This window comes from Gammaproteobacteria bacterium (assembly GCA_016200485.1).
Lineage (GTDB): Bacteria > Pseudomonadota > Gammaproteobacteria > Tenderiales > Tenderiaceae > JACQEP01.
The window spans coordinates 160,063-182,625 of record JACQEP010000010.1 but is presented as its reverse complement, the minus strand read 5'-3'; the positions used below and the strand labels follow the sequence as shown (position 1 = coordinate 182,625).

Below are 22,563 nucleotides of genomic sequence, written 5' to 3'. Positions count from 1 at the left end.
CGCTTGATGAAATACCGCTCATCCTTAATTCAAAAATTGCTACGCTCGATAATGCTGCTGGTATTGTTACCATTAAGCGCCAGCGCAGCCTATGTCGATGAATTAATTGCAGCGGCTCATAGCAAACAGCTCTCTGCTGCCCCTGAATGGCACGCCTTGTTGCATTATTATCCCAATCTCGTATTGCCGGGTGTGCATAGCCTGGCCGATGACCCTGCCTTTCTTAATGCACCCGATGGCAAAACCAATCCTGAAGCCGAATTGGATGCGACCTTGCGCCGTTTCTTTGAGCCGCCAGTAAATCCGCTGGAGAACCCCGAATCACAGCATGCCCAATGCACATTTATCGCCCGTTATCATTGGCTGCGACAGCAATTGAATTTTGACGATACTCAATTAATTCCACAGTCTTGTGCGCGATTCGAACAGTGGTTTGCAAGTCTGAATCCGGCAGGTGTAACTTTAATTTTTCCCGCAGCTTATCTCAATAATCCGGCCTCGATGTTTGGTCACACCTTGTTACGTGTCGACGCCAAGGATCAGACCGAAAAGACGCGATTGCTAGCCTACGCAGTGAATTATGCAGCAGTCGTAGATGAAAAAGACAATGGCGTCACATTTGCAGTCAACGGCCTGATTGGTGGTTACGCTGGTATGTTCTCGGTCATGCCCTATTATCTCAAGGTACGTGAATACAGCGAGATGGAGAATCGCGATATCTGGGAATATCGACTCAATTTTACCGAGCCAGAAATTGAGCAAATGTTAAGGCATCTCTGGGAGTTGCGCGGAATTCGTTTTGACTATTATTTCTTCGATGAAAATTGTTCCTATCATCTGTTGTCATTGTTTGAGGTGGCGCGTCCAGAGCTGGAGTTAACGCGTGAGTTTCGCTGGTGGGCTATCCCCGCGGATACCATTCGTAGCGTGGTCGAGCAAAAGGATTTGGTGGGCGACGCGGTTTATCGCCCAGCGGGTATTACGGAGTTAAAGCATCAATTGCAGTTTGTTGATGACGATAGGCAGCGCATGACGCAAGCGCTGGCTAATCGCGCCCTTGATGTGAATAGTCAGGAGTTCAAGGGGCTAACAGTCGCTGAGCAGGCAAAAACACTTGAGTTTACGCACGCCTATCTCAATTACGATATTGCCAAGGGGCATCGCACCGATACCGAGGCGGGTCCATTGCTCTTCGAATTGTATGCGGCGCGTAGCAAGGTGGATACCGGGCCAGCATTTTCGCCGGTACCCACGCCTGCGGTACGGCCGGAACAGGGACATGCCACGGCGCGGCTGGCCTTGGGCTTAGGTTATCAGGATCAGTGGTATCAGCAGCTGAGAGTGCGGCCCGCCTATCATGATCTGCTTGATCCACAGGCGGGATACGAAGAGGGTGCGCAGATTGATTTCCTGGATTTTAGTTTTCGCCATTGGAATAGCGGACCCACACGATTAGAGTCATGGGTGCCGGTATCCATCGTTTCTTTGGTGCCACGCAATCGTTTTATCAAACCGGTTTCCTGGAAAATACGCACGGCATTTGAGCGTAAGCGGTTGCATGATGGCAGCGAGCCTTTGTTATTTACCGTTGAGGGTGGAGCAGGGTTGACACAGCAGCGTAATGTGGCGCAAAGAATCTATGCCATGATTGAGGGTGGATTAGCTGCGCATGATCGTCTGGATAAGCATGTATCATTGGGCTTGGGGCCGAGTGTGGGGATGTTATGGCAGGTGAATCCGCTTTGGCGGCTAGAGGCTGGGGCCAAGGTTTTGCGTTATGGGGTAGGTGAGCACCAGACGCGTCATCAGTTGCGCCTGGAACAAAACGTTGTGATTACCAATGACAGTGCGATACGGGTTAATTTGTCGCAACAACAGGAATATGAACGGGTATGGTCAACGGCCGAAATCGCCTGGCAGCATTATTTCTAGCGTTTAGCGGGCTGTTGAAAAGTGTGTTTAGTTCCCTCTCCCTGAGGGCATAGGTATCTACACAAGTTACGGCGAGAAAGAACTGTATGTATTCTGTCACCGTTTTCAACCACCCCGTCCGCTTCGCGTCCCCCCCTCCTTGTCCAAGGAGGGGAGTTTTTCAACAACTTGTTAGAACGCTACTGCTGATCGGGCTGCTCTTCGGTCTGACAGGTTGTGCGAGCATGTTCTTTCAGCCACATCGACAGCAAATCATTTCGCCAGAACGGCTTGGTTTGCAGTACGAAGATGTTTACATCAAGGTTGATACCGATATCACCTTGCATGCCTGGTTTCTGCCTGCCGTATCCACGGCCAAAGGCACAGTTTTTTTCCTCCACGGTAATGCTGAAAACATCAGCACTCACATCGGCAGTGTCTATTGGCTGCCCGCAGCGGGATACAACGTCTTTCTGCTCGATTATCGTGGTTATGGCCGTTCTCAAGGGCAGGCATCGCTTGATCACATGTTAAGCGATCTTGATCAGGCGTTTGCCTATGTGCTGAAGCGGGCGGATGTTGGTCCGGAACGTGTAGTGATTCTGGGGCAAAGCCTGGGCGGTGCCTTGGCGACTTATTTTGCTGCCCATGGTCAGCAGCGCGATAAAATCAGGGCATTGACGATCGATAGTACCTTTAGCAGTTATCGGGCGATTGTCCAGGAAAAAATGGATAGCCTCTGGCTGACCTGGCCGTTGCAATGGTTACCGACGCTAACGATCAGTCGTGATTATGATCCTGTGACCGCGATTGCCAACCTGCCGTCAATGCCGGTCTTGATTATGCATGGCGATCAGGATCAGATCGTGCCGCCGCATCATGCCGAGGTCTTGTTTGCGGCAGCGCATGAACCCAAAGAGTTATGGTTGTTGCCGGGAAAGCGTCATATCGAAAGCTTTAGAGATCCAGAAGTGCGTCAGCGTTGGCTGGATTATTTGCAAAGAAAAATGCCGTAATAAAACCCAACGCGGAGGCGCAGAGGTTTTTGTAGGATAAGGCGGGTGTTGACGCGGATTTGTTGATTTTTTTTTGCATCTTTGCGTTGATGGGTTTTTAAGTGGATTATGCTTCGTCCTCCAGATCCGCGAAATTGGCGGCGACTGCTGCGATATCCTCCGGGGTAAATAGCGCCGGGCCGCCTTGAGTTAACAAGCCATGCAGAGCGCGGATTGTGGCACAGACATCTTCCGGCGCCATCATCACCAGACGATCATTACGTGACGCTTCAATCAATTCAGTGATGTTAATTTTTTTGAGGGTCAATTTTTCGAGCAAGGGTTGATAGCGCCATAACATACCCTGTGCAGTTTCAAAATCATCGATGTGATAGCGGATATCCTGACGCACGGGAAATTCAAAGCGATTGGCGGCAATCAGCCAGGCGACTGCGCCGACAACAGAGGCGGGCACCATCAGTATCCAGCCCATCTTGTTCATGGCGCTATCGTCGATCCAGTGCTGGTTCCAGCTGTAAAACACCAGTCCGAACAACGAGAAATAGACCAGCATGGCGGCGAATACACCGATCAGCTTCGCTCTATCTTGTCCTGCCTTGGTGCGGCGCACATAATCGAGCCGTGACAGGTCAAATGATTGTTCAAAGCGCTTAAGGATGGCCTTGCGCAGGTTACGCCGGGAAACAGGTTTGTTTGACATGAGGGTTATCTTTACCGCGAATATGGGGCGCAATTATCGCAGATCGGCGTCGCCAGGCAAGCCGAGCCAGCTCGTCCATTCATGAAATAAAGAAGATTCCAGGGCGGCGACGGCTGAACGAGGCTTGAGGCTGGCCTGAAATACCGGTTCCCCATCCAAGGTGCAGGCGTGGCCGCCCGTCTCGCTGAAGATCAGGAGTCCGGCGCCATAGTCCCACAAGTTTTGGCGGCCGTGGAGGTAGACGTGGCAGCGGCCAGCGGCCAGCCAGCACCAATCGAGGGCGACCGAACCGAAGCTGCGTTGTGAGGCATAAGGTGGTGTCGCTGCCAGACGTTGCGCCAGTGGCTGGGGCAGGCGTTTCAGATCGACCAGGCCTATCCCCTGGGCCAGCGGGGGTTCGGGACGGTGCGCGCCCAATCGTTCGCCGTTGAGAAAGGCTCCCCCATTGCGTTGGGCGTAAAAACATTCGTCACGTACCGGATCGTAGACCAGTCCGAGCATGATGTCGTTGTTGATCAGTAAAGAGAGTGAGACACCAAAATAGGGTATGCCGGCGGCGAAGTTACTGGTGCCATCCAGCGGATCAAGACACCAGAGACCGGTGCTCGATTGAGCGAACAGGTGTTCCTGTTCCTCCGCCGACATTTCCTCGCCCAAGAATTGATACTGTGGCCAGCGTGCTTCCAGGTCGCATTGTATGCGTTGCTGAGTAGCTAGGTCGGCATCGGTGACGATGCTTTGGTCAGCCTTGAAACTGCGCTCGACGCAATGTAAGCGCGGCAATAATTCCTCACGCGCGGCAGTTCTGATAATCGAACGCAATTCGTCTAAGCCGGGTGATGTTGTGATCATGGCATGAGGTGCATTTAAAAAAATGACGCAAAACCAACAAAGATACCTTGATCAAGCGATCCGTGTGGTCCCTGATCAGCGCTGGCATTGATTTTACGATAACCAAATCGCAATTCATTGTCCTGCGGTAACGGATAATGTCCTTGGATCGACATTCCCCACATAAATTGGCCATCAATCAATGCGAACGGCGGTGGCGCCCAAAAGGCATCGGCATCAATGTCGAAAGGAATTTTTCCACCTTTGGGGAAGTGTGCGGCACCGCCGATGGCCGGGGCGATTATGTCATTGTTTTGATATTGAGCAATCAAGGCAACAACTTTGGGAGCGGCGGTATAACCATCGCCAAAGGTCTGGGTATAACTGATGATCTCGCCATCCGCCCGCAGCAGGAAATTATGAGGCCAGGTTTCTTGAGAGTAGAGAAAACTATAGCTTGGCAGGATGCGATATTCTTTGTATTCGATCAATTGTTTCTGATAGTGGGCTTCTACCCCATCTTCATTGAAATTGAGCCCCGCCGTGTCTGTGTGGCCGAGTGTCGATGTCGCGACCAGCGATGCGCCGCACAGTATTTTAATAATCAATTTGATATTCATGAATAAATTTCTTCAAGTGGATAGTTTGATGATATGTGAATCCCAGTGGCGGCGTAACACTTTTTCTTCAGAGATGCATTTGTCTTGCACGGATATTCCAGCATGATGGATTGAATCTGGGTCTCCGGTGATCAAAGGATGCCAGGAAGGTAACGATTTCCCTTCGCTGAGACGACGATAAGCGCATGTTTCGGGAAGCAGTCGAAAATCATGCGGATTATCCAGACTCAGCGCCAAGCAATCAGGAACCACTTTCGTGCGTTGCTCATAACGCTGGCAACGACAGCTGGCGTTATCGAGAAACCGGCAGGCAATGTTTGTAAAAAATATTTCACCATTTTCGTCTTCGAGCTTGTTAAGGCAGCAACGGCCACAACCATCGCACAGCGATTCCCATTGCGATAGTGTCATTTTGGATAAAGGAACACTTTCCCAAAAGTTATTCTTGCGCCGAAGCATAGACCCTCAATAATTTCTGCATAGCGTCCGATTTATTAACAACGCCATCTATATTACCTGAAATAGCATGTTTTGTTAGGGGTATCGCGCAATGGATTTGGAACAAGCACAAAAATTACTGGAACGGCTGCGGCGCGCTTACCTGGATGAGCTGCCGACAAAGCTGGATCGGGTCGAGGATCTGGTATTGCAACTGGGGCGCGGTGAGGAAGGTCGTTACGAAGAACTCTATCGCAATGTGCACAGCATCAAAGGTTCGGCGGGTACCCATGGCTTTGGCGAGCACAGTAGCATCTGCCACCAGTTTGAGGATCAATTGAGCACGATTGACATTGATGCCCCGAAGTTATTGGCGCAGCAAGTGGATATTTTACTCAAATATGTGGATTTACTGCGTGAGGCGACGGATGTTGCGGCAGCAGGGAGAACTTATGCCGGTGTACACGAGCAGCTCAATGAATTGCGCCGCGCTCGTTTGAGTAATCAATATCCGGGGTTGATTATCGAGTCGTCGAATACCACGGTCATGTTATGCCGACAGTCGCTGGCGCAATTGCCTGTGGAATTGACAGTCGAGCGGAATGGGCTGATTGCCCTGGAACGATTATTATATTCGCGCTATGCATTTGTGGTCAGCGGCTATCAGCTCGAAGGCTTGAATGGATTGGCGGTAATGAGTGCGTTGCGCATGTCGGGGATAGCGGATAATGACGCGCCCTTCATCATGCTGACTTCGGGGCGAGACATGAATGTGCCTGGTCCCTTTAAGCCCGATGCGATTATTAAACGTGACACCCAGCTAGTGGCTGAATTGAGACAGGCAGTGAAAAAGATTATCGAGAGGACGAAGCACTAACCAGCCTGGTAGCGGAGATGCAACTCCATCACCCGCTGCACATAAGTCCGCGTTTCATCATAAGGAGGAATGCCACGGTGGCGTATCACGGCATTCTCGCCGGCATTGTAGGCGGCCACAGCAAGTCGTACATCCTGATTAAACATGACTAGCAAGTCACGCATATAACGCACGCCGCCCCAGATGTTCTGTTCAGGGTCGAAGGTATTACGCACGCCGTAACGATGGGCGGTTGCCGGCATTAACTGCATCAGGCCACGTGCACCTTTGGGCGAGATCGCATACGTGTTATAGGCGGATTCTGCCTGAATGATGGCGTGTACCAAAGCCTCATCGACCTTATAGGCCTCAGCGGCTTCGGCAACGATGGATTTCAATTCGGCCGGTGGACGGGCGGCGAGTAGAGGTGTTGTGGCTTGATAGGTCACATAACGCTGCGGACTATCAGTGCGCCGGGGTTCACGGTAGACCTTATCGATTTTGATCCGTTTTTTGGCGGGAGGAATATTGGTGTAGTTGATAACGCCGTCGGCATCGCGATAGACATAGATGTCGGCCATCGCCAGCGGGGTGGCCAGCAATCCGGTAAGTGTCAGTGTCGCGACGCGTACAGCGTATCTCATAGTCGTCTCGGTTAGCCTAAGCGGTAATACGATTGTAGATATCTATAGTATCGGCCGTTGCGAACGGAGTCACAGTTTGGCGACCAGGCCTAATACCCGACTATTCTACATAATTTTAAAGGGGAAATCTTGCTGGAAATTTTTAGTGGATAACTCTATAATAATCAACATATTAATGATTTATTTTGTAATGTTTGAACAGGGGTAATATTCTGGTTCATTTTATGGTATTTGCCTAAAATCCCCTCTACCCCCTCTCTAATCCTGTATAATTCCGGGGGGCAATAGTGAAATTTTATAACTATAATACAGACTTAGTGGCGACACTATCCGGGCAGATAGAGAGAAGAGAGCAATGTACGAATCATTTTATGGCCTGAAGGCGAATCCTTTCCGGCTAGCCCCCGATCCCCGTTTTTTTTATCCGAGCGCCGGTCATAAGCGCGGATTGGCGTATTTGCGTTATGGCTTACAGCAGGGGCAGGGGTTTGTTGCCGTTACCGGCGTGCCGGGGACCGGCAAGACCATGTTGCTGCAAACTCTGCTGGCGGAATTGTCGGCACAAACCTCGGTCGTGGCTACCCTGTCGAGTACCAATCTGAGTGCGGATGATGTATTGCGGGCGGCGGCAGATGCCTTTGGTGTGCGCCCCTCTGGCACGAGCAAGTCTGAGCTTCTGACTGCTATCGAGCGTTTTTTTACCACTACCGTGCAGAATGGCAAGCGCGTGTTATTGATTGTGGATGAGGCGCAGAATCTTCCTGTGCAGTCGCTGGAAGAATTGCGCATGTTGTCTAATTTCCAGCTGGGCAATAAAGCACTGTTGCAAATTATTTTGTTGGGGCAGCAACAGTTACGGCAGATTCTGGCCGATCCTGATATGGAGCAGCTCTCGCAGCGCATTATCGCGGCTTGCCATTTACAACCCATTTCAGCCGAGGAAACCCGCGCCTATATTGAGCATCGTTTACGTCTCGCAGGCTGGAGCGGTGATCCGTCTATTACCGGCGAAGCTTTGGCGCTCATATGTCGTTGTAGTAAAGGTCTGCCACGGTTGATCAATGTATTCTGTGAGCGACTCTTCTTGTCTGCCTATCTCGATGAGAAACATCTGATTGATGCCGGCGCTGTGCATGCCATGATTGCTGAATTACGGTATGAGGCGGGTGCGGGTTGGGATTTTACCCAGTTGGATGCGCTATCGCTGGCGGAAGAAAAACTTGCACCATTGCCGGATCCAAATGCTGTGTCAAATGAACAGCTGCCGATTAGGGACAGTGATCATCACAATCTCGCATCCGAATCGAGTGTTATGTCTCCGGCGATAGAGGAAGTAGAAGATACTGGTAACGTTCGCAATCAGCCTCCGGTTATGGATAATACGCCTGAAGTTGACCGTTTCGGACGTGTTTACACTCCGGCGCCGGAAACCATACCTGATGTTGATAACGAGCCTATACCGCTAAGAGCGGAGGATGCTGAAACAGAGATTAAACCGCGAGAACCGGCCAAGGTTATCGTGTTACCGCTACGCCATAATAATGCTGTTGCTGATAATGCTACCGCTAATAACGATGTTCCGATAGCAGTACCTGTACAACCCGCAAAAGTAATCGCTAATCATCGTGCAGGAAAGGGTTTATGGTGGGGGCTTGGCTCGACGTTGATGGTGGCGAGTATCGGTGCCTGGTGGTTGATGCAATCGTCAATGTTTGGATCACTTTGGAGTTTGATTGAGAACAAAGTACGGGCTGTAGGCAATGAGACGACGATTGATGGGCGTATCCCCATTGAGACGCCTGAAACAGTAACAATGTCCTCAGAAAGCGGCGCGTCTCCTGCTGAGGCGACGGTGGTTGCTGAATTACCTGCTGAGCCAGAAGCTCCAGCGGTAACGCCTGTTCCGGAACCACAAGTTAAAAAGAATGAGAAGCGGGTCGAGACAAATAAATCGGTGATGGAAGAAGCTGCTGTTCAAAAGCGTGATGTTCGCGCAATGTCAGCGGAGTTAGCCCCGAAAGTTTCTATGGCGAGATCGTTGCCAGCAGTTAATAAACCACAAGCATCATCTGCAACGTCAAAATCATCTGTGGCCGACAATAAAATCGAAGCTCAAAATGGTGGGGCAGTGAAAGAGGCAAATGCACTCGTGGCGCCACCACCGGTCGCAAAGATAGAAACAGCAGAAGACAGGCTATCGGCCCAAAGCGTTGCGGCGGCTGAAGTCACCAAGGCTAATCCACAAATAGATGAACGGTTATCGCGGCGTGAGTTGGCTTTGACGGAGCTATTGTTCACTTTGGAGCAGAGTTACAACAATGGTGAACTGTCGTCGCTTGTCGGGTTGTTCGCCAAGGATGCATCAGCCGATGGCAGTCAGGGTAATAAGCGTATTGCTCGTGATTACAAAGAGTTGTTTGATTCGACTGATATGCGGCGAATGGATATCAGTGACGTTAAGTGGCAAGACGTTGATGGAAAATTATTAGGTACCGGTAATTTCGAGGCTAGTGTGTGGCGTAAGAGTACGGAGTCACCGCTGGTAAGTAGTGGTCGAATTCAGGTGAGCGTTGTGCAAGAAGGAAATCGTTTTGTCATTAAGCGTTTAGTGCATCAAGTACATTAAAAAATACTATTACTAACTTGGCAGTTAAATACATCTGAACATTAGTTCCCTCCCCCTGCAAGAGGGAGGGAGTTTGAGCGCGATGTATTTAGTCGCCGGGTTAATAGTATAACTACAAAACAATAATGGGGTGGCGTTATGCGAACAGGGTGGTTCGTGGGGATGGTTATTGGAAGTTTTGTCGCGATGGTCGAACCTGTCCATGCCGTGGCGATCGGCATGCCGGTGCAAACGGGCCGTGTCGGGATGACCTTTGGCAGTGCCTATTTTTCGGTAATTGATCCTAATGGTTCTAGTTATGGCGATTGGGCGGCTCGGCCGTTCAACTTAGTGTATTCCCAGCGCATGGGGTCGGGGTGGCGCCATTGGGAAGAGTTGTTCTATCAAAAGGGGTCATTGCAGGCGACCACGGACTTGATCGGGCAAACGATCAAACAAACGGGTTTGCGCATGTCACTACAACACAGTATTAATCTGGGCCCCGTCTGGACACCATGGTTCGGAGGCGGGCTGCAATTCTCGCGTGATCAATTCCATGAACGTTACACCATTGATGCTCAAGGCTATCTCAATCAGGTGTTGCCAGATCGCAATGAAAGCGAGACTGCGGTCATTATCAATGCGTCGAGTGAATGGCGTCTGGATTGGGATTGGGATATCGGGGTAAAGCTCGAGCATGCCATGCCATTGGATAACAAGGAGGGAGTGAAAACTTCTTCCATTTCGCTATTGTTTCTGTATCGATTCTAACGTTGGTGAATGCCATGAAGATAAAAAATTATTTGGGGTGGGTTGCTGCTGCGGCAGTGTTAGCGGCGTGTAATGGCGTCACTGAGCCGGAATTGCCGGCCGAGCGTCCCTTTGGCAGTGTCAGCGGTTATGTGGTTGATGATCCCGTCAGTGGCGCCACGGTTAGCGTCTATGCGTTTGATGATGGTCGTCAGGGAGAATTGTTAGCGACTTCGAGTGTATCGGCTGCCGATGGCGCCTACGCGTTGCGATTGCAGAGCAAAGATCGCCCGGTCTTAATCGAAGCACGGGGCGGTGCATTCACCGATCTGGTCAGTGGCGCGCACATTGATGTCGACTCCGATCAGGTGTTGCGTGCGGTCACGTTGTACCGTTCCGGAGAGCCGCTGTCATTGATGGTGACGCCGTTGACGCATATCGCGGCTGGGTTGGCAGAGTATAAGGCCGCACACGGTGTGGCGGTCGGGGATGCAGTAACCAAATCCAATGCAGAGATTTCGAAGCTGTTTCAGGTGGACATTATCAACACCCATCCGTTTAGCATTAGCGATACATCGGCAGTCGATCGCGACGGACAGTATTACGGATTTTATCTGGCAGCGATGTCCAGTTGGGCGGATTGGGCAACGAAGCGTGGTAATGCCGCGCCAGGTGCAGTATTCAGCACCATGGAGCTGACGCAGATTATTTATAACGATATTCAGGCGGATGGTGTTCTTGATGGTGTTGGGCTAAATTCCGTTAATGGGCAACCAATGGCGCTGGAGTTCGCCGGGCAGCCGCTTAATCCCTCTGTGTACCGTCTCGATTTGGCGCAGCACATGGTCACTCTGGCGGCGGGTGATAAGAACGCCACGGGAATTGTCATGAATGACCTTCTGCCGCGAGCCAAGGCATTGTTAGAAAATAGTGATGGACTGGTGCCGAGTGGGGTACCTGCCATTGATGGCAAGGTAACGCTGACCAGTTTTGTGCGTGAAAATTGGTATTACAACGGGGAGCTACCTTTTAGCGTCATGCCGAGTGAAACGATTGTGCTTAAACAAGTTCGTTTCGACGTGGATGGAACAGTGATCGGGGATGCCGCTGATCCAAATCAACCGGCAATCAAGATTGTCACAACTAGTTTTGTCGATGGCGATCACAAAGTAAGAGCCGTGGCCACCGATATGCTTGGTAATAAAATTGAGAAGACGTTCCTGTTGAAATTTGATAACGAAGGGCCGAATCTAAACCCAGATCCGGTCGCGGTGACCAATTTGAGTTCGATTACGCTCACGGGAGGGTATATCGAGAATGGCGCAGCGTTGTCCAGTATCAAGATTGGCAATCAGTTCGTGACGCCCGATATCACAAAGAAGACTTGGCGAGTCGACAACATACCTCTCACTAAGGGAAAAAATTCGATCACTACGGTAGTGACCGATGTTATCGGTAATCAGGTTACCTCTAAAATCGATGTGCTTGTAGATCAGGCGGTGCCAGAGATTTTGGCAACAGTTCTTGGGCATGGTGAAGCGCGATTTTTGGATGGTAATGGTGTAGTAACATCGAAGTTGCTTACCGATGCCAGTGTTGAGTCGGTATATTTTGAAACCGATAAAGTCGGGCTTCGCGGAACGCTCATCGCGCGCGCTAATTTGAAGGCTAGTCTTATTCCTTATTTCGCCTTTAAGGTGAATGATCCGGCGTCCTTTGACGTTGCTGGTTCTGTGCCAGATAAAATCTCAGTTTCCCTGCAGATAGAAAAAGATGGGGTGGTAATGAGTCCATGGGTTCCATTGGCCATGGTCAATGGAGAATATTTGCTTCCTCTGGCAACGGAAAAACTTTACGCCAATTGGTTGAAGTTAACGCCCAATGACGTGATCAGTTTGCGAGTGCGGGCATTCGATGAGGCAGGCAATCCAAGCAAAGAGAAGCTGTTCACCTTTAAGCCAAATTTTGTGGTGCCAGCCTTTGCCCAAGGGGCGGTGATGTCAAGCGATAAGGGCTCTGCGTTATTTCTCGGGACAGCCTTTACTAATCGTGGCGGGTTGCATGGTGTGACTTTCAAGGATGCGGAGTACAGCTTCACGAATATGACAGGGCGACCTTATTACATTAGGGTTCAGGATGTCGGGCAGCACATGGCTGAGCGCTTCATAGAACAAAGAATTCGCGAGCATGAAGTGATCAGAACCACGAGCACTGAATGGCGTGGCACATTTGCGGATTTGGCTACGCTGACGGTAGATGGTTGTCCGCAAGTTGGAAACGCACAATCCATTGCCTCAGTGTACAACTATACGGTGACTGGCTGGCAGTTGGAACATCCACCGACGTTACCTGTGGTTAGCGGTTCGTATCGAGTGTATCAAGATGTGCCTTCGGCAGCGGGTAGTTGGACATCGTTGCCGGATTTTGATAGTAGTTTCTATCCCATGCCTAATGGCGCTTGGGTTGATTACTCGTTGAATGATCCGGTTCAAGCTGATCCTGCTCAGGTGGCGATGGTCAGTAATTGGGGTGGTGTCTGTGCCAATGTTTCGTCACTGGAGCAGCGCGAGACTTATAGTTATGTATCAACCTTAGGTCCGGTGAATACATTGACGCCTTCTTTCTTGAAAGAGAGTAAAGGGTTTTTTCCGGGAACATTTAAGGTTTTTAATAAAACCACCAACTCTGAGATTACTCCCGTGAATGACCGGTATCTTGTTCCTGCAGGAGCTCAAGTCACTGTTGAGCGATGGTTGGTCACTCCGTCATTAGGGATTGATGATGACACTGATGTCGCCGATCCTACCGCGTTTGCAAGTTATGCGATGCATAGTTTTGATCAGAAAATTGACTGGGCGGTGCAGAATAAGATTCTTATTGAGGCTGTTCATGATACAGGAGATACAGCGAATATTGATTTGATGACTGTGCGTAAAAACAATCTTTTGACAGCGGACAAGTTGTATCAGGTTTCTCGTCCAGCACAAGCAAATTAGTATGGCGCCGTACGTTTTGGGGCTATATGATTATCAAGACATTTGTGTTAGTAGGGGCGGGTTTAAAACCCGCCCCTACCTACCGGCTTATTTCCGGCCATTGTTATCGGCAAAGAAGTTTTCTGTGGGTTTTTTACGCCCCCTTATTTAGACGGTGTCTAAATTAATACCCCCTTAAATTGCTCTCTAATCCCTTGTTTAATAGCCACTTTCCGATTCATGCCGAAACGGCTAAATTATGGTGAGCAATCGGCCGATCTATATTAGTCTTCCATTATCGTGGCATATATATAAGGTGGGTCTGTGACTCCAAAAAAACTCTATTGTTTTGAGCCGGCCAATATCTGGTCCTTGCTCAAGATCGTTGCCGAAGAAGATGCTTCAGATTTGTTTATCACCGTGGGTGTGCCGCCGAGCATGAAGCTGGATGGCAAGATGCGGTCTTTATCCAAAACGCCATTGACGCAGGAACAGGTCGGGGCGCTGGTATATGGGGTGATGACACCGGCCCAGGCGAGTGATTTCGATGAGATGCTGGAACTGAATTTTGCCATTGGCCATCCAGAGATCGGTCGCTTCCGCGTCAACGTGTTTCAGCAGCAAAATGAAGTGGGGATGGTATTACGTCGGATCAAGACCGAGATCCCCACAATTGAATCTTTAGGACTGCCCTCATTTTTGAATGACCTGGTGATGGCCAAGCGTGGCATGATCATTATGGTCGGGGCGACGAGTTCGGGGAAATCGACTTCGCTGGCGGCAATGATCGGTTATCGCAACAAGCATAGTCATGGCCATATCGTCAGTATTGAAGATCCTGTTGAATATGTGCATGCGCACCAGAATTGCATTGTGACGCAACGCGAAGTCGGGATTGATACTCATTCTTTTGATAATGCGCTGAAGAACACTCTGCGCCAGTCGCCCGACGTGATTATGATCGGCGAGGTTCGCACTCGTGAGACCATGGAGCACGCGATTTCATTTGCCGAAACCGGACACTTGGTAATAACGACATTGCACGCGACGAATGCCCAGCAGGCCCTGGATCGCATCGTCCATTTCTTCCCGGAGGATCGGCGGCAACAGCTGATGATGGATTTATCGCTGAATTTGAAGGCGATCGTAGCTCAGCGTTTGGTGCCGATGGCGAGTGGCGTGGGGCGAAGAGTAGCGACGGAGATACTGGTGAATACGCCGCTGGTCTCGGACTTGATTTTGCGTGGTGAAGTGCATTTGTTGCATGATGTGATGAAGAAGTCGACGCAGCAAGGAATGCGCACCTTTGACTATGCGTTGTATGAGTTGTACAAAGCGGGCGAGATTAGTTATGACGATGCCGTGTTGTATGCCGATTCACCGAATGAAGTGCGTTTGATGATCAAGTTGGGTTCCGAATCAGGGGTGGATCAACTGAGTTCGGCAATGGATGGGATTACGCTGGAAGGGAGCGAAGAGAAAGAGAAGGGGACGCTTTATCCTTTGCGCACGCCTAAACGTCGTTAGCGCTCTGGATAACAAGGCGATACTCGGTCGCAAGTTGCGCGGCTGACTGACAGGTGATGGCGTCACCGCTGACGTAAATTGCCACCTGTTTTATTTCTGCGGTGTTCAAATTCGAGAGCCAATTTGCGGCGAGTTCGACTGCCGTGCCTTCATGGCATCCTGGCTGTTCTGTAGTTGTCGCCAAGCGGCTGGCAACTTTCCAATTTTCCAATAATGGTGCGGCAGCAACGGCTAATCCTGATACCAGGATCTGACTCGGTTGTGGGCGGAAAGGAAATCCTCGGTGACTGCCCAATAATACTAAGGGGCGGAGATCGGTTTGGCGTCTGATCGTGGCGCTGAAGAAGATCATGGATGCGATCCCCTGATTCTGTCCGATCAGTAATGGATATTTAAATCGCGGATCAAGCTGTAGTGGTTGACCACCAAGGCCGTTGATTTTAATGGGGCCGGTGGTGAGCTTTGGTTGATCGGGGGATAGCAGACAGTCGATGTTGCCGCGATTGTCGCTTTGCATAATTGCTAACTGCTGATCGGCAAATATCAAATGTTGTCCGGGTTGTGGCGACGTGGCCAGATTTGGAATCTGGATACGTATGCGTTGCCAGCCGTGATTGCAATCGGTCTGTTCGATTACTGTTGCGTTGATAGGCATATTGTAGATTCTATATCTCAAAACCCAACGCGGACGAGTGCATCCATGCACTCGTCCGCGTTGGGTTTTCGAGTTTTATTCCAATTTCGCCAGCGGTCAAGCATTCAGTTCGTGAACCAATCTGCCTTCGAACAAGGTATGTGTGACGCGGCCTTTGAGGTCCCAGCCGGTGAACGGTGTGTTCTGGCCACGACTCAGCCACGAGTCGCGGTTAATGGTCCAATAGTGGTTGGGATCGACTACAATCACATCGGCAATCGCGCCAATACCCAAGGTGCCGACATCCAGGCCGAGGATGCGTGCCGGTTCGATGGTCAGCCGCGAGAGGATGTCGAGCAGGCTGAGATTAGTTTCATCAGCGAGTCTTAAGCTCAATGGCAACAATGTTTCCAGGGCCGAGATGCCGCTGCCCGTCTCGCGGAATGGTGCCAGCTTGGCATCGTTTTCATGCGGCTGATGATCGGAACAGATGGCGCTGATGACACCGGAGATTAATCCTTCGCGTAGCCCGATCATGTCGCGTTGATTGCGTAGTGGCGGCCGGACATGGCACTGGCTGTTGAAATCGGCAACGTCCATCTCGGTGAGATAAAGGTGATGGGCGCTGACGTCGGCGCTGACGCGCAGGCCGTCATATTGGGCGCGGGCGATCATTTGTACTGCCTTGCTCGACGAGAGGCGGCAGAAGTGGGCACGGACACCGGTGTCGGCGATCAGGGCCAGATCGCGGGCGACAGCGACAGTCTCGGCGGCCTCAGGGATGCCGGGCAGGCCCAGGCGGGTGCTGACGGCGCCTTCATGCATGCAGCCACTGTTGCGCAGGCTGGGGTCTTCCGCAAACAGGAAGACGGTGATATCGAAGGTCGCGGCGTATTCCATGATCCGGCGCATCACCAGCGGATTGGCGATCGGAATGAGCGAATTGCTGATCCCGGCGCAACCGGCTTGTTTCAGGGCGGCCATTTCACTGATACGTTCACCCTTGAGTCCTTGCGTGGCAGCGCCCAGGCAAACCACGCGCGCCTTACCCGCTTCTTCGGCGCGGTGGCGGATCAATTTGATCACCGCAGGCGTGTCGATGACCGGTTGCGTGTCCGGCGGGCAGGCCAAGGTGGTGATGCCGGCGGCTGCAGCAGCGCGCGTTTCGGTGGCAATCGTGGCCTTGTGTTCATAGCCGGGTTCACGCAGCCGCGCGGAGAGGTCGACGAGCCCTGGGCAAACCAGACGTTCACGGGCGTCTATCGTTTGATCGGGCGTGAATCCGGCAGGCGCAGCGCCGATTGCAACAATGCGGCCACTGGCGATGTGCAGATCGCTGCGTTGATCAAATTTATTGGCGGGGTCGAGGATGCGGCCATTGGCAATTGTAATACGCATCAGGCGGTGCTCCCTTCCGCTTTGATGTGACTGCCCATGCACATCGACATCACGGCCATGCGCACTGCAGTGCCATGCGTCACTTGTTGCAGGATGACTGAGCGCGGGCCATCAGCCACCTGCGAGTCGATTTCCACGCCGCGATTAATGGGGCCAGGATGCATAACAATGGCATCGGGTTTGGCATAAGCAAGTGTGTCTTCGGTCAGACCGTAGAGCTGGAAGTATTCATGTTCGCTTGGTAGCAATTGGCCTTGCATGCGTTCATTTTGCAGCCGCAGCATGATGATGACATCGACATCGCGCAGGCCTTGTTTGAGATCGTGATAGACATGTACGCCGAGCGTTTCAACATCTTTTGGCAACAGTGTTTTCGGGGCGATGACGCGTACTTCATTGACGCCGAGGGTGGTCAAGGCATGAATTTGCGAGCGCGCGACGCGTGAGTGCAGGATGTCGCCAACAATCGCGACATTCAGCGGATAAAAATCACCCTTGCAGCGGCGGATAGTGAAGGCATCGAGCATCGCCTGCGTCGGATGCGCATGGCGGCCGTCACCGGCGTTGATAACGCTGATGTGAGGCGCGACATGGCGGGCAATAAAATGTGCAGCGCCGCTCTCGGCATGGCGCACGACAAACATGTCGCAGTGCATGGCTTGTAGATTGTGCAAGGTATCGAGCAAGGTCTCGCCCTTGGTGGTAGCGGAGACGGCGACATTGATGTTGAGTACGTCGGCCGACAACCGTTTGGCAGCTAACTCGAAGGTAGTGCGGGTGCGAGTACTGGATTCGAAAAACAGGTTGACGACGGTTTTGCCACGCAGCAGAGGGACTTTTTTAACCGCTTGATCGACGACGCCGGAAAAAGATTCGGCCGTGTCGAGGATATCGACCAGCATTTGACGTTTCAGGCCCTCAATGGTGAGGAAGTGGCGCAAGCGGCCCTGATCGTCGAGTTGAAAGTTTTTTACGCTCATCAGTTACCTTGGGTCGTTATTGTCTGCTTATTTGTCTTTTTCTGCAATATGAAGGCTGAGCGGTGTCGGACCCTTGAGTTTGATGTTCTGGTCGGATTGGAGTTCTATGCGCATGCCCACGACATTGGCTTCAATCGGCAGCTCGCGGCCGCCCCGGTCGATCAATGCTGCCAAGAGCACGGCCGCCGGTCGGCCATAATCGAAAATTTCATTGAGCGCAGCGCGTATGGTGCGGCCGGTGTGGAGCACATCATCGACCAGGATGATGTGTCGATCATCGACATTGAACGGCAAATGCGAAGGTTTGACCTGCGGGTTCATGCCGATGCGGGTAAAGTCGTCGCGGTAAAAAGAAATATCGAGATGGCCGAGCGGATCGCGCAGGCCAAGACGTTTGTGTAATTGTTCAGCCACCCATACGCCGCCGGAATGGATACCGATCATGACGGGTGTGCCGGTGGTGATGTGAGCGGTCTGGGCCTTGAGTTTGGCCGCCATGTCATCAAAGACTTGATCGAAATTGATTTGTTGCATCATGGTGCGATTCCTTTGCGCGGCAACAACGGGTTTGATTCGCCATTGTACCTGTTCCAATGGAATTTGGATCGTGGTCCCGGTTAACCCCCCATCCAGGTCTTCAGGATTAATTCCGCCGCTATCTGATCGACAGTGTGTTTGGCAACGCGGCGGCGAATGTGCCCCGTACGCCGTTGTTCGGCGAGGATGTCTTCGGCCTCCAGCGAGGTCAGTCGTTCATCCACCAATTCCACGGGTAATTGATAGCGGCCTGCCAGTTGCCGGGAGAAACGCCGCGCGCGTTCGCTGATTTCGTGCTCAGTCCCGTCCATGTTCATCGGCAGGCCGACGATCAGGATGTCCGGGTGCCAGTCGCCGATCAGGCGGCTGATGTGATCCCAGTCCGGCTGATCGTTGCTGACATTGACGGTGGCCAGTGGCTGGGTGGTGGCGGTCAGCTCCTGGCCGGTGGCGACCCCGATCCGTTTACGGCCGTAGTCGAATCCCAGGGCGGTGCGGGTGGACATTTAACCTAAAACCGGTGGTTGGATGGGGTGGAGTGCGCGGTTTTTAGGGTGCAGGGCAAGGCGCAACGACGAGGAATGGTGATTCCATTCCAAGGAGTTGCAACGCCGCCATGTGCCGTAAAAACCGTGTAATCCGCCCCATAGCGGACTTAGCTGAGGGGTGAATCTATAATTCACGACAACACAAATTGGAGTCATGACACTAAACCTCTTTTGCAGCGGTCAACTACCGGTTTTAGGTTCATGCGTGGCCAATGTGATCAGAGAGTTGTTTGAGATCAACGCCCAGGAGGGTCGCGGCGGCGGCCCAGCGTTTGTCATGGGGCAGATCGAAAATGATCTCGGCAGTGGCCGGGACGCTGAGCCAGCTATTCTGACGGATTTCTGCTTCCAGTTGGCCGGGGCCCCAGCCGGCGTAGCCGAGTGCGACCAAGGCTTTCTTCGGGCCTTGGGCGTGGGCCATGTCGGTCAGGATGTCGCTGGAGGCGGTGACGGCGACATCGTCGCTGACAAACAGGGTGCCGTTCCAGTTCTTGCTGGGGGTGTGGAGTACGAAGCCGCGATCCTGATGCACCGGGCCGCCAAAATAGACGGGTTGCTGGCCGGTGGTTGGGTCACTGCCATCGATTTCCAGATGGCTGAAAATATCGCCCAGCGTCATTTCCGTTGGCCGGTTGATGATCAAGCCCATCGTGCCATCGGCGTTGTGCTCGCAGATGTATGTCACACTTTGAAAAAAATTCGGATCGGCCAATTGTGGCATGGCGATCAGGAAGTGATTGGTCAGGTCCATGATGTCGTTCATGCGACAAGTATCGACGGTTTGACGGCTAACGACAAGTCTATAAGTCTATTCACCACAGAGGCACAGAGAAATTCCGTTATTCAAAATCCATAAAACTCAAATCGCGCCAGCGCTCATCGCCATAAAATCTCCGTGTTCTCGGCAACTGCTCCTGCGTTGCCCTACCTCGTGCATCCATGCACTCCTCTGTGCCTCTGTGGTAAATATTATCTACAAATTATTGCGTGCTCAGACGGTTGCCGGATTCAAACAGCCAGGTGCGGATGACATGCAAAACATCGGTATCTTTGCGCATTTCAGGGGGTAGTGGGGAGTAAGGCGCGGCCATGCGTACGATGCGCACGGCGGCATCATCCAGCACTTTTTGTCCGGAGGAGCGGCGGATAGCGATGGTATCGATGGCGCCATCGGCGCGTATGGCGACGTCCAGTACCAGATTGCCTGACAGATCGCGGCGCTTGGCCTCTTCCGGGTAATTGAGGTTGCCGATGTATTCGATCTTGCGGCGCCAGTCATCCAGATAGGCAGCATCGCGGAAGGCCTTGGTGTTGGAAGATATGTAGCGGTGTTTGGGTTTTTTGGAATAAATCTCCATTGACTCGCTGATCTCGGCGCTCAGGTTTATGATTTCTTTGCTGCGGCGTACCATTTCAGCGACGCTGGGCTGTGTGGCGGGATCAGGCGCGGAATCGCTCTGGGTCGCGATCTTGGTCGGGCCGACATAGGCGGTCAGTACCTCGGGTGCCTTGGTGGTGGCGACATCGCTGGGAGATTGCCGGGGTTGAATGTTGGCCGAGTCGCCGTCTACCGGGACATCCAGTGGAGTTGCGCTTTCGATGGTGGTGGGGCGTGTCTTGCCCTGGGCATTGCCTGCGCCCGATTGATTGGATTGCGCCAGGAAATCCGCTTGGTCGGGCGTTTCAGAATTATTGTCCTGCACCAGAATGACATCAATCGTCGTCAGCGGGGCGTTATCTTCTTTTTTCTGGTCGACCAGGTCGAAGGTGACCCCCAAGATGATCACGGCATTGACGGCGATAGATAAAAAGAGGGTGAACGCAAACCGGTCGCGTGCCGAAACCCGGGCATTGGTATAGATGACGCTCATGTCTTTTCTTCCAAGCGATCAAGCACTTGTTTTGCAATCAGGCCACTCATCACCCCAAACACGATGGCCACTGTCATTAGTATCGGCAGCAAGTGGAATAAACCTTCGTGCGGGATAAAAAACATATAGGCAGTGAAAAACTGGGCGGCCATGTGGGTCATGGCCGCCAGCATACTATAACCGACCGGGCCAAGGTGAGCGCCTGCAATCTGCTTGGCGAAGCCCAGAACCAGGATGCTGGCGGCGGCGCCGGACAGGCTGAGAACGAACGTCGGCGTGAGAAAGCTTCCCAGCAATAAGGAACCGACCACGACCCGCAGCACGGCGACCCAGGCCGCAATCCGCCAGCCGTAGAGCAGCAGGCAGAGCAGGGTAACGACGTTAGCCAGGCCCGGTTTTACACCCGGCAAGGGACTGGGGAGCGCGGCCTCGGCGATGTGAATCGTGATCGCAAGCGCGGTGAGCCAGGCGATACGGTGATCGTCACGGGTAGTTGGGATGCTGAGTTTGATGGGCTGTTTGCTCATTTGCAAGAAATAGTAAAGTGTAGTTTCCAGTATGCGGTATTAATGCATACTGTCAATTCCCCGGGTTTAAAAATGAAATTCTGTCAGCATTTTCAATTGAGGGGTTAGGCTTGAGGCAATTGTAAAAGATCATTAAGTAAGGCTGGTAGCGCTTAGCTTTGATGTAGTGCTGCCGATTTAATAAAGAAGACAAAGCCAGGTTATCTTCAGGAAAATACGGTTATGACTAAATTAATGCAATCGGTAGATGAGCGTACTCGTCTTGCGGGGACTAATCGGCTAGAAATTTTATTGTTTAGTCTTGGTGTTAATCAAAAGAGTAAGCGTGAGGAAGTGTTCGGCATCAATGTCTTTAAGGTGCGTGAGGTTCTGCATGTGCCTGCGATTACCCGCGCACCGGACGTGCCACCCGGTGTTGAGGGGATGGTCAGTCTGCGAGGGACGATGATCCCCGTGATTAACCTGGCGCATTTTTGTCAGCTTGAGGTTGATGAGCCGCCGGGTATTTTAATTGTGAGTGAATATAACAAATACATGATTGGTTTTCTGGTGCACTCGGTTGAGCATATCCTGCGTATGGATTGGAATCAGATCAAGGTGCCGCCACCGATGATGGCGCATCGTATGGGCGGTTTGATTACTGCGGTTTCTGAGCTTGATGATGGCCGCATTGTCATGGTGCTGGATGTTGAAAAGATTCTGGCCGAAACCACAGAGTCCGAAGAAGACGAAAAGACGCTCTATCATGGAGTGAGTGCCGTTTCGGTCCCCAAAACTGTTCTGTTTGCCGATGATTCATCGATTGCCCGTAAACAGATCATCCGAACTTTGGAAAAGATGGGGCTCAATTATATCGCTGCCAACAATGGGTTGGAAGCATGGGATAAATTGCAGGAGCTTAAGCAGCAAGCCGCGGATCATGGCACGCAGTTGACTGATAGTGTGCAAGTGATTCTGACTGATGTAGAAATGCCAGAGATGGATGGCTATGTGTTAACCAAGAAAATAAAGGATGATTCTGTTTGTGCAAAACTGCCAGTGGTGATGCACTCATCTCTTTCAGCGGAGGCGAATGTCAAGTTGGGAAGAGCTGTGGGGGCCGACTATTATGTACCGAAATTCAGTCCTATCGATCTTGATAAAATCTTGCGTAAGGCACTTGGTGAAGTGGCGGAGTAATTCCAGAAAAATTAGT

21 protein-coding genes are annotated in these 22,563 nt (G+C 51.8%); 8 read left to right on the top strand and 13 right to left on the bottom strand.

What is annotated here, in order from left to right; translation table 11 throughout:
• The first annotated feature begins 6 nt into the window (after nt 1-6).
• Nucleotides 7-1,932: a DUF4105 domain-containing protein gene (locus HY272_06135; protein ID MBI3772260.1), complete on the top strand. Its 1,926-nt coding sequence runs from the start codon at nt 7-9 to the stop codon at nt 1,930-1,932.
• A gap of 224 nt (nt 1,933-2,156) precedes the next feature.
• Entirely contained in the window at nt 2,157-2,927 is a 771-nt protein-coding gene (locus HY272_06130) for an alpha/beta fold hydrolase (GenBank protein ID MBI3772259.1), read from the top strand.
• Between the two features lie 106 nt (nt 2,928-3,033).
• Here HY272_06130 and HY272_06125 read toward each other — a convergent pair whose 3' ends face one another.
• The 4 genes from HY272_06125 to HY272_06110 are packed head-to-tail and all read right to left on the bottom strand — an operon-like array spanning nt 3,034 to nt 5,537.
• Complete coding sequence (locus HY272_06125) at nt 3,034-3,627, bottom strand: hypothetical protein (GenBank protein ID MBI3772258.1); 594 nt, start codon at nt 3,625-3,627, stop codon at nt 3,034-3,036.
• A gap of 33 nt (nt 3,628-3,660) precedes the next feature.
• Nucleotides 3,661-4,479, bottom strand: a complete 819-nt coding sequence (locus HY272_06120; GenBank protein ID MBI3772257.1) for an inositol monophosphatase — start codon at nt 4,477-4,479, stop codon at nt 3,661-3,663.
• Between the two features lie 14 nt (nt 4,480-4,493).
• Nucleotides 4,494-5,078, bottom strand: coding sequence for a hypothetical protein (locus HY272_06115; protein MBI3772256.1), 585 nt, complete (start codon nt 5,076-5,078; stop codon nt 4,494-4,496).
• Nucleotides 5,079-5,090: 12 nt separating this feature from the next.
• Nucleotides 5,091-5,537, bottom strand: coding sequence for a YcgN family cysteine cluster protein (locus HY272_06110; GenBank protein MBI3772255.1), 447 nt, complete (start codon nt 5,535-5,537; stop codon nt 5,091-5,093).
• A gap of 91 nt (nt 5,538-5,628) precedes the next feature.
• Here HY272_06110 and HY272_06105 point away from each other — a divergent pair, with 91 nt between their 5' ends.
• Nucleotides 5,629-6,393, top strand: coding sequence for an Hpt domain-containing protein (locus HY272_06105; protein ID MBI3772254.1), 765 nt, complete (start codon nt 5,629-5,631; stop codon nt 6,391-6,393).
• On the opposite strand, the gene HY272_06100 is transcribed toward HY272_06105, so the two are convergent.
• Complete coding sequence (locus HY272_06100; protein ID MBI3772253.1) at nt 6,390-7,016, bottom strand: lytic transglycosylase domain-containing protein; 627 nt, start codon at nt 7,014-7,016, stop codon at nt 6,390-6,392. The two genes, HY272_06105 and HY272_06100, sit on opposite strands and share 4 nt — an antisense overlap.
• A 355-nt stretch (nt 7,017-7,371) precedes the next feature.
• Between HY272_06100 and HY272_06095 the strand changes: the two genes are divergently transcribed.
• From HY272_06095 to HY272_06080, 4 genes are all read left to right on the top strand, one after another.
• Nucleotides 7,372-9,642: an AAA family ATPase gene (locus tag HY272_06095; protein ID MBI3772252.1), complete on the top strand. Its 2,271-nt coding sequence runs from the start codon at nt 7,372-7,374 to the stop codon at nt 9,640-9,642.
• Nucleotides 9,643-9,780: 138 nt separating this feature from the next.
• Nucleotides 9,781-10,392: a hypothetical protein gene (locus tag HY272_06090; protein MBI3772251.1), complete on the top strand. Its 612-nt coding sequence runs from the start codon at nt 9,781-9,783 to the stop codon at nt 10,390-10,392.
• Nucleotides 10,393-10,406: 14 nt separating this feature from the next.
• Nucleotides 10,407-13,367, top strand: coding sequence for a hypothetical protein (locus tag HY272_06085; GenBank protein MBI3772250.1), 2,961 nt, complete (start codon nt 10,407-10,409; stop codon nt 13,365-13,367).
• A gap of 342 nt (nt 13,368-13,709) precedes the next feature.
• Nucleotides 13,710-14,873: a PilT/PilU family type 4a pilus ATPase gene (locus tag HY272_06080; protein MBI3772249.1), complete on the top strand. Its 1,164-nt coding sequence runs from the start codon at nt 13,710-13,712 to the stop codon at nt 14,871-14,873.
• On the opposite strand, the gene HY272_06075 is transcribed toward HY272_06080, so the two are convergent.
• From HY272_06075 to HY272_06040, 8 genes are all read right to left on the bottom strand, one after another.
• The gene (locus tag HY272_06075; GenBank protein ID MBI3772248.1) at nt 14,860-15,528 is read right to left on the bottom strand and encodes a hypothetical protein; all 669 of its coding nucleotides are present in this window, start codon (nt 15,526-15,528) and stop codon (nt 14,860-14,862) included. The two genes, HY272_06080 and HY272_06075, sit on opposite strands and share 14 nt — an antisense overlap.
• Nucleotides 15,529-15,624: 96 nt before the next feature.
• Entirely contained in the window at nt 15,625-16,905 is a 1,281-nt protein-coding gene (locus HY272_06070; GenBank protein ID MBI3772247.1) for a dihydroorotase, read from the bottom strand.
• Nucleotides 16,905-17,885: an aspartate carbamoyltransferase catalytic subunit gene (locus HY272_06065; GenBank protein MBI3772246.1), complete on the bottom strand. Its 981-nt coding sequence runs from the start codon at nt 17,883-17,885 to the stop codon at nt 16,905-16,907. The genes HY272_06070 and HY272_06065 overlap by 1 nt, the downstream gene beginning before the upstream one ends.
• Before the next feature lie 27 nt (nt 17,886-17,912).
• Nucleotides 17,913-18,422 (bottom strand): bifunctional pyr operon transcriptional regulator/uracil phosphoribosyltransferase PyrR, encoded by a 510-nt coding sequence (pyrR, locus tag HY272_06060; protein ID MBI3772245.1) that lies wholly within the window; start codon nt 18,420-18,422, stop codon nt 17,913-17,915.
• An 80-nt stretch (nt 18,423-18,502) separates the two neighbouring features.
• Nucleotides 18,503-18,928, bottom strand: a complete 426-nt coding sequence (gene ruvX, locus HY272_06055) for a Holliday junction resolvase RuvX (GenBank protein ID MBI3772244.1) — start codon at nt 18,926-18,928, stop codon at nt 18,503-18,505.
• Nucleotides 18,929-19,169: 241 nt separating this feature from the next.
• On the bottom strand, nt 19,170-19,733 hold the full coding sequence (locus HY272_06050) for a YqgE/AlgH family protein (GenBank protein MBI3772243.1): 564 nt from the start codon (nt 19,731-19,733) through the stop codon (nt 19,170-19,172).
• Nucleotides 19,734-19,950: 217 nt separating this feature from the next.
• Nucleotides 19,951-20,841: an energy transducer TonB gene (locus HY272_06045; GenBank protein ID MBI3772242.1), complete on the bottom strand. Its 891-nt coding sequence runs from the start codon at nt 20,839-20,841 to the stop codon at nt 19,951-19,953.
• Nucleotides 20,838-21,368 (bottom strand): Gx transporter family protein, encoded by a 531-nt coding sequence (locus HY272_06040; protein ID MBI3772241.1) that lies wholly within the window; start codon nt 21,366-21,368, stop codon nt 20,838-20,840. Before HY272_06040 ends, HY272_06045 begins: the two co-directional genes overlap by 4 nt.
• Before the next feature lie 222 nt (nt 21,369-21,590).
• On the opposite strand from HY272_06040, the gene HY272_06035 reads away from it, so the two are divergent.
• On the top strand, nt 21,591-22,547 hold the full coding sequence (locus HY272_06035; protein MBI3772240.1) for a chemotaxis protein CheV: 957 nt from the start codon (nt 21,591-21,593) through the stop codon (nt 22,545-22,547).
• Nucleotides 22,548-22,563 lie beyond the last annotated feature (16 nt).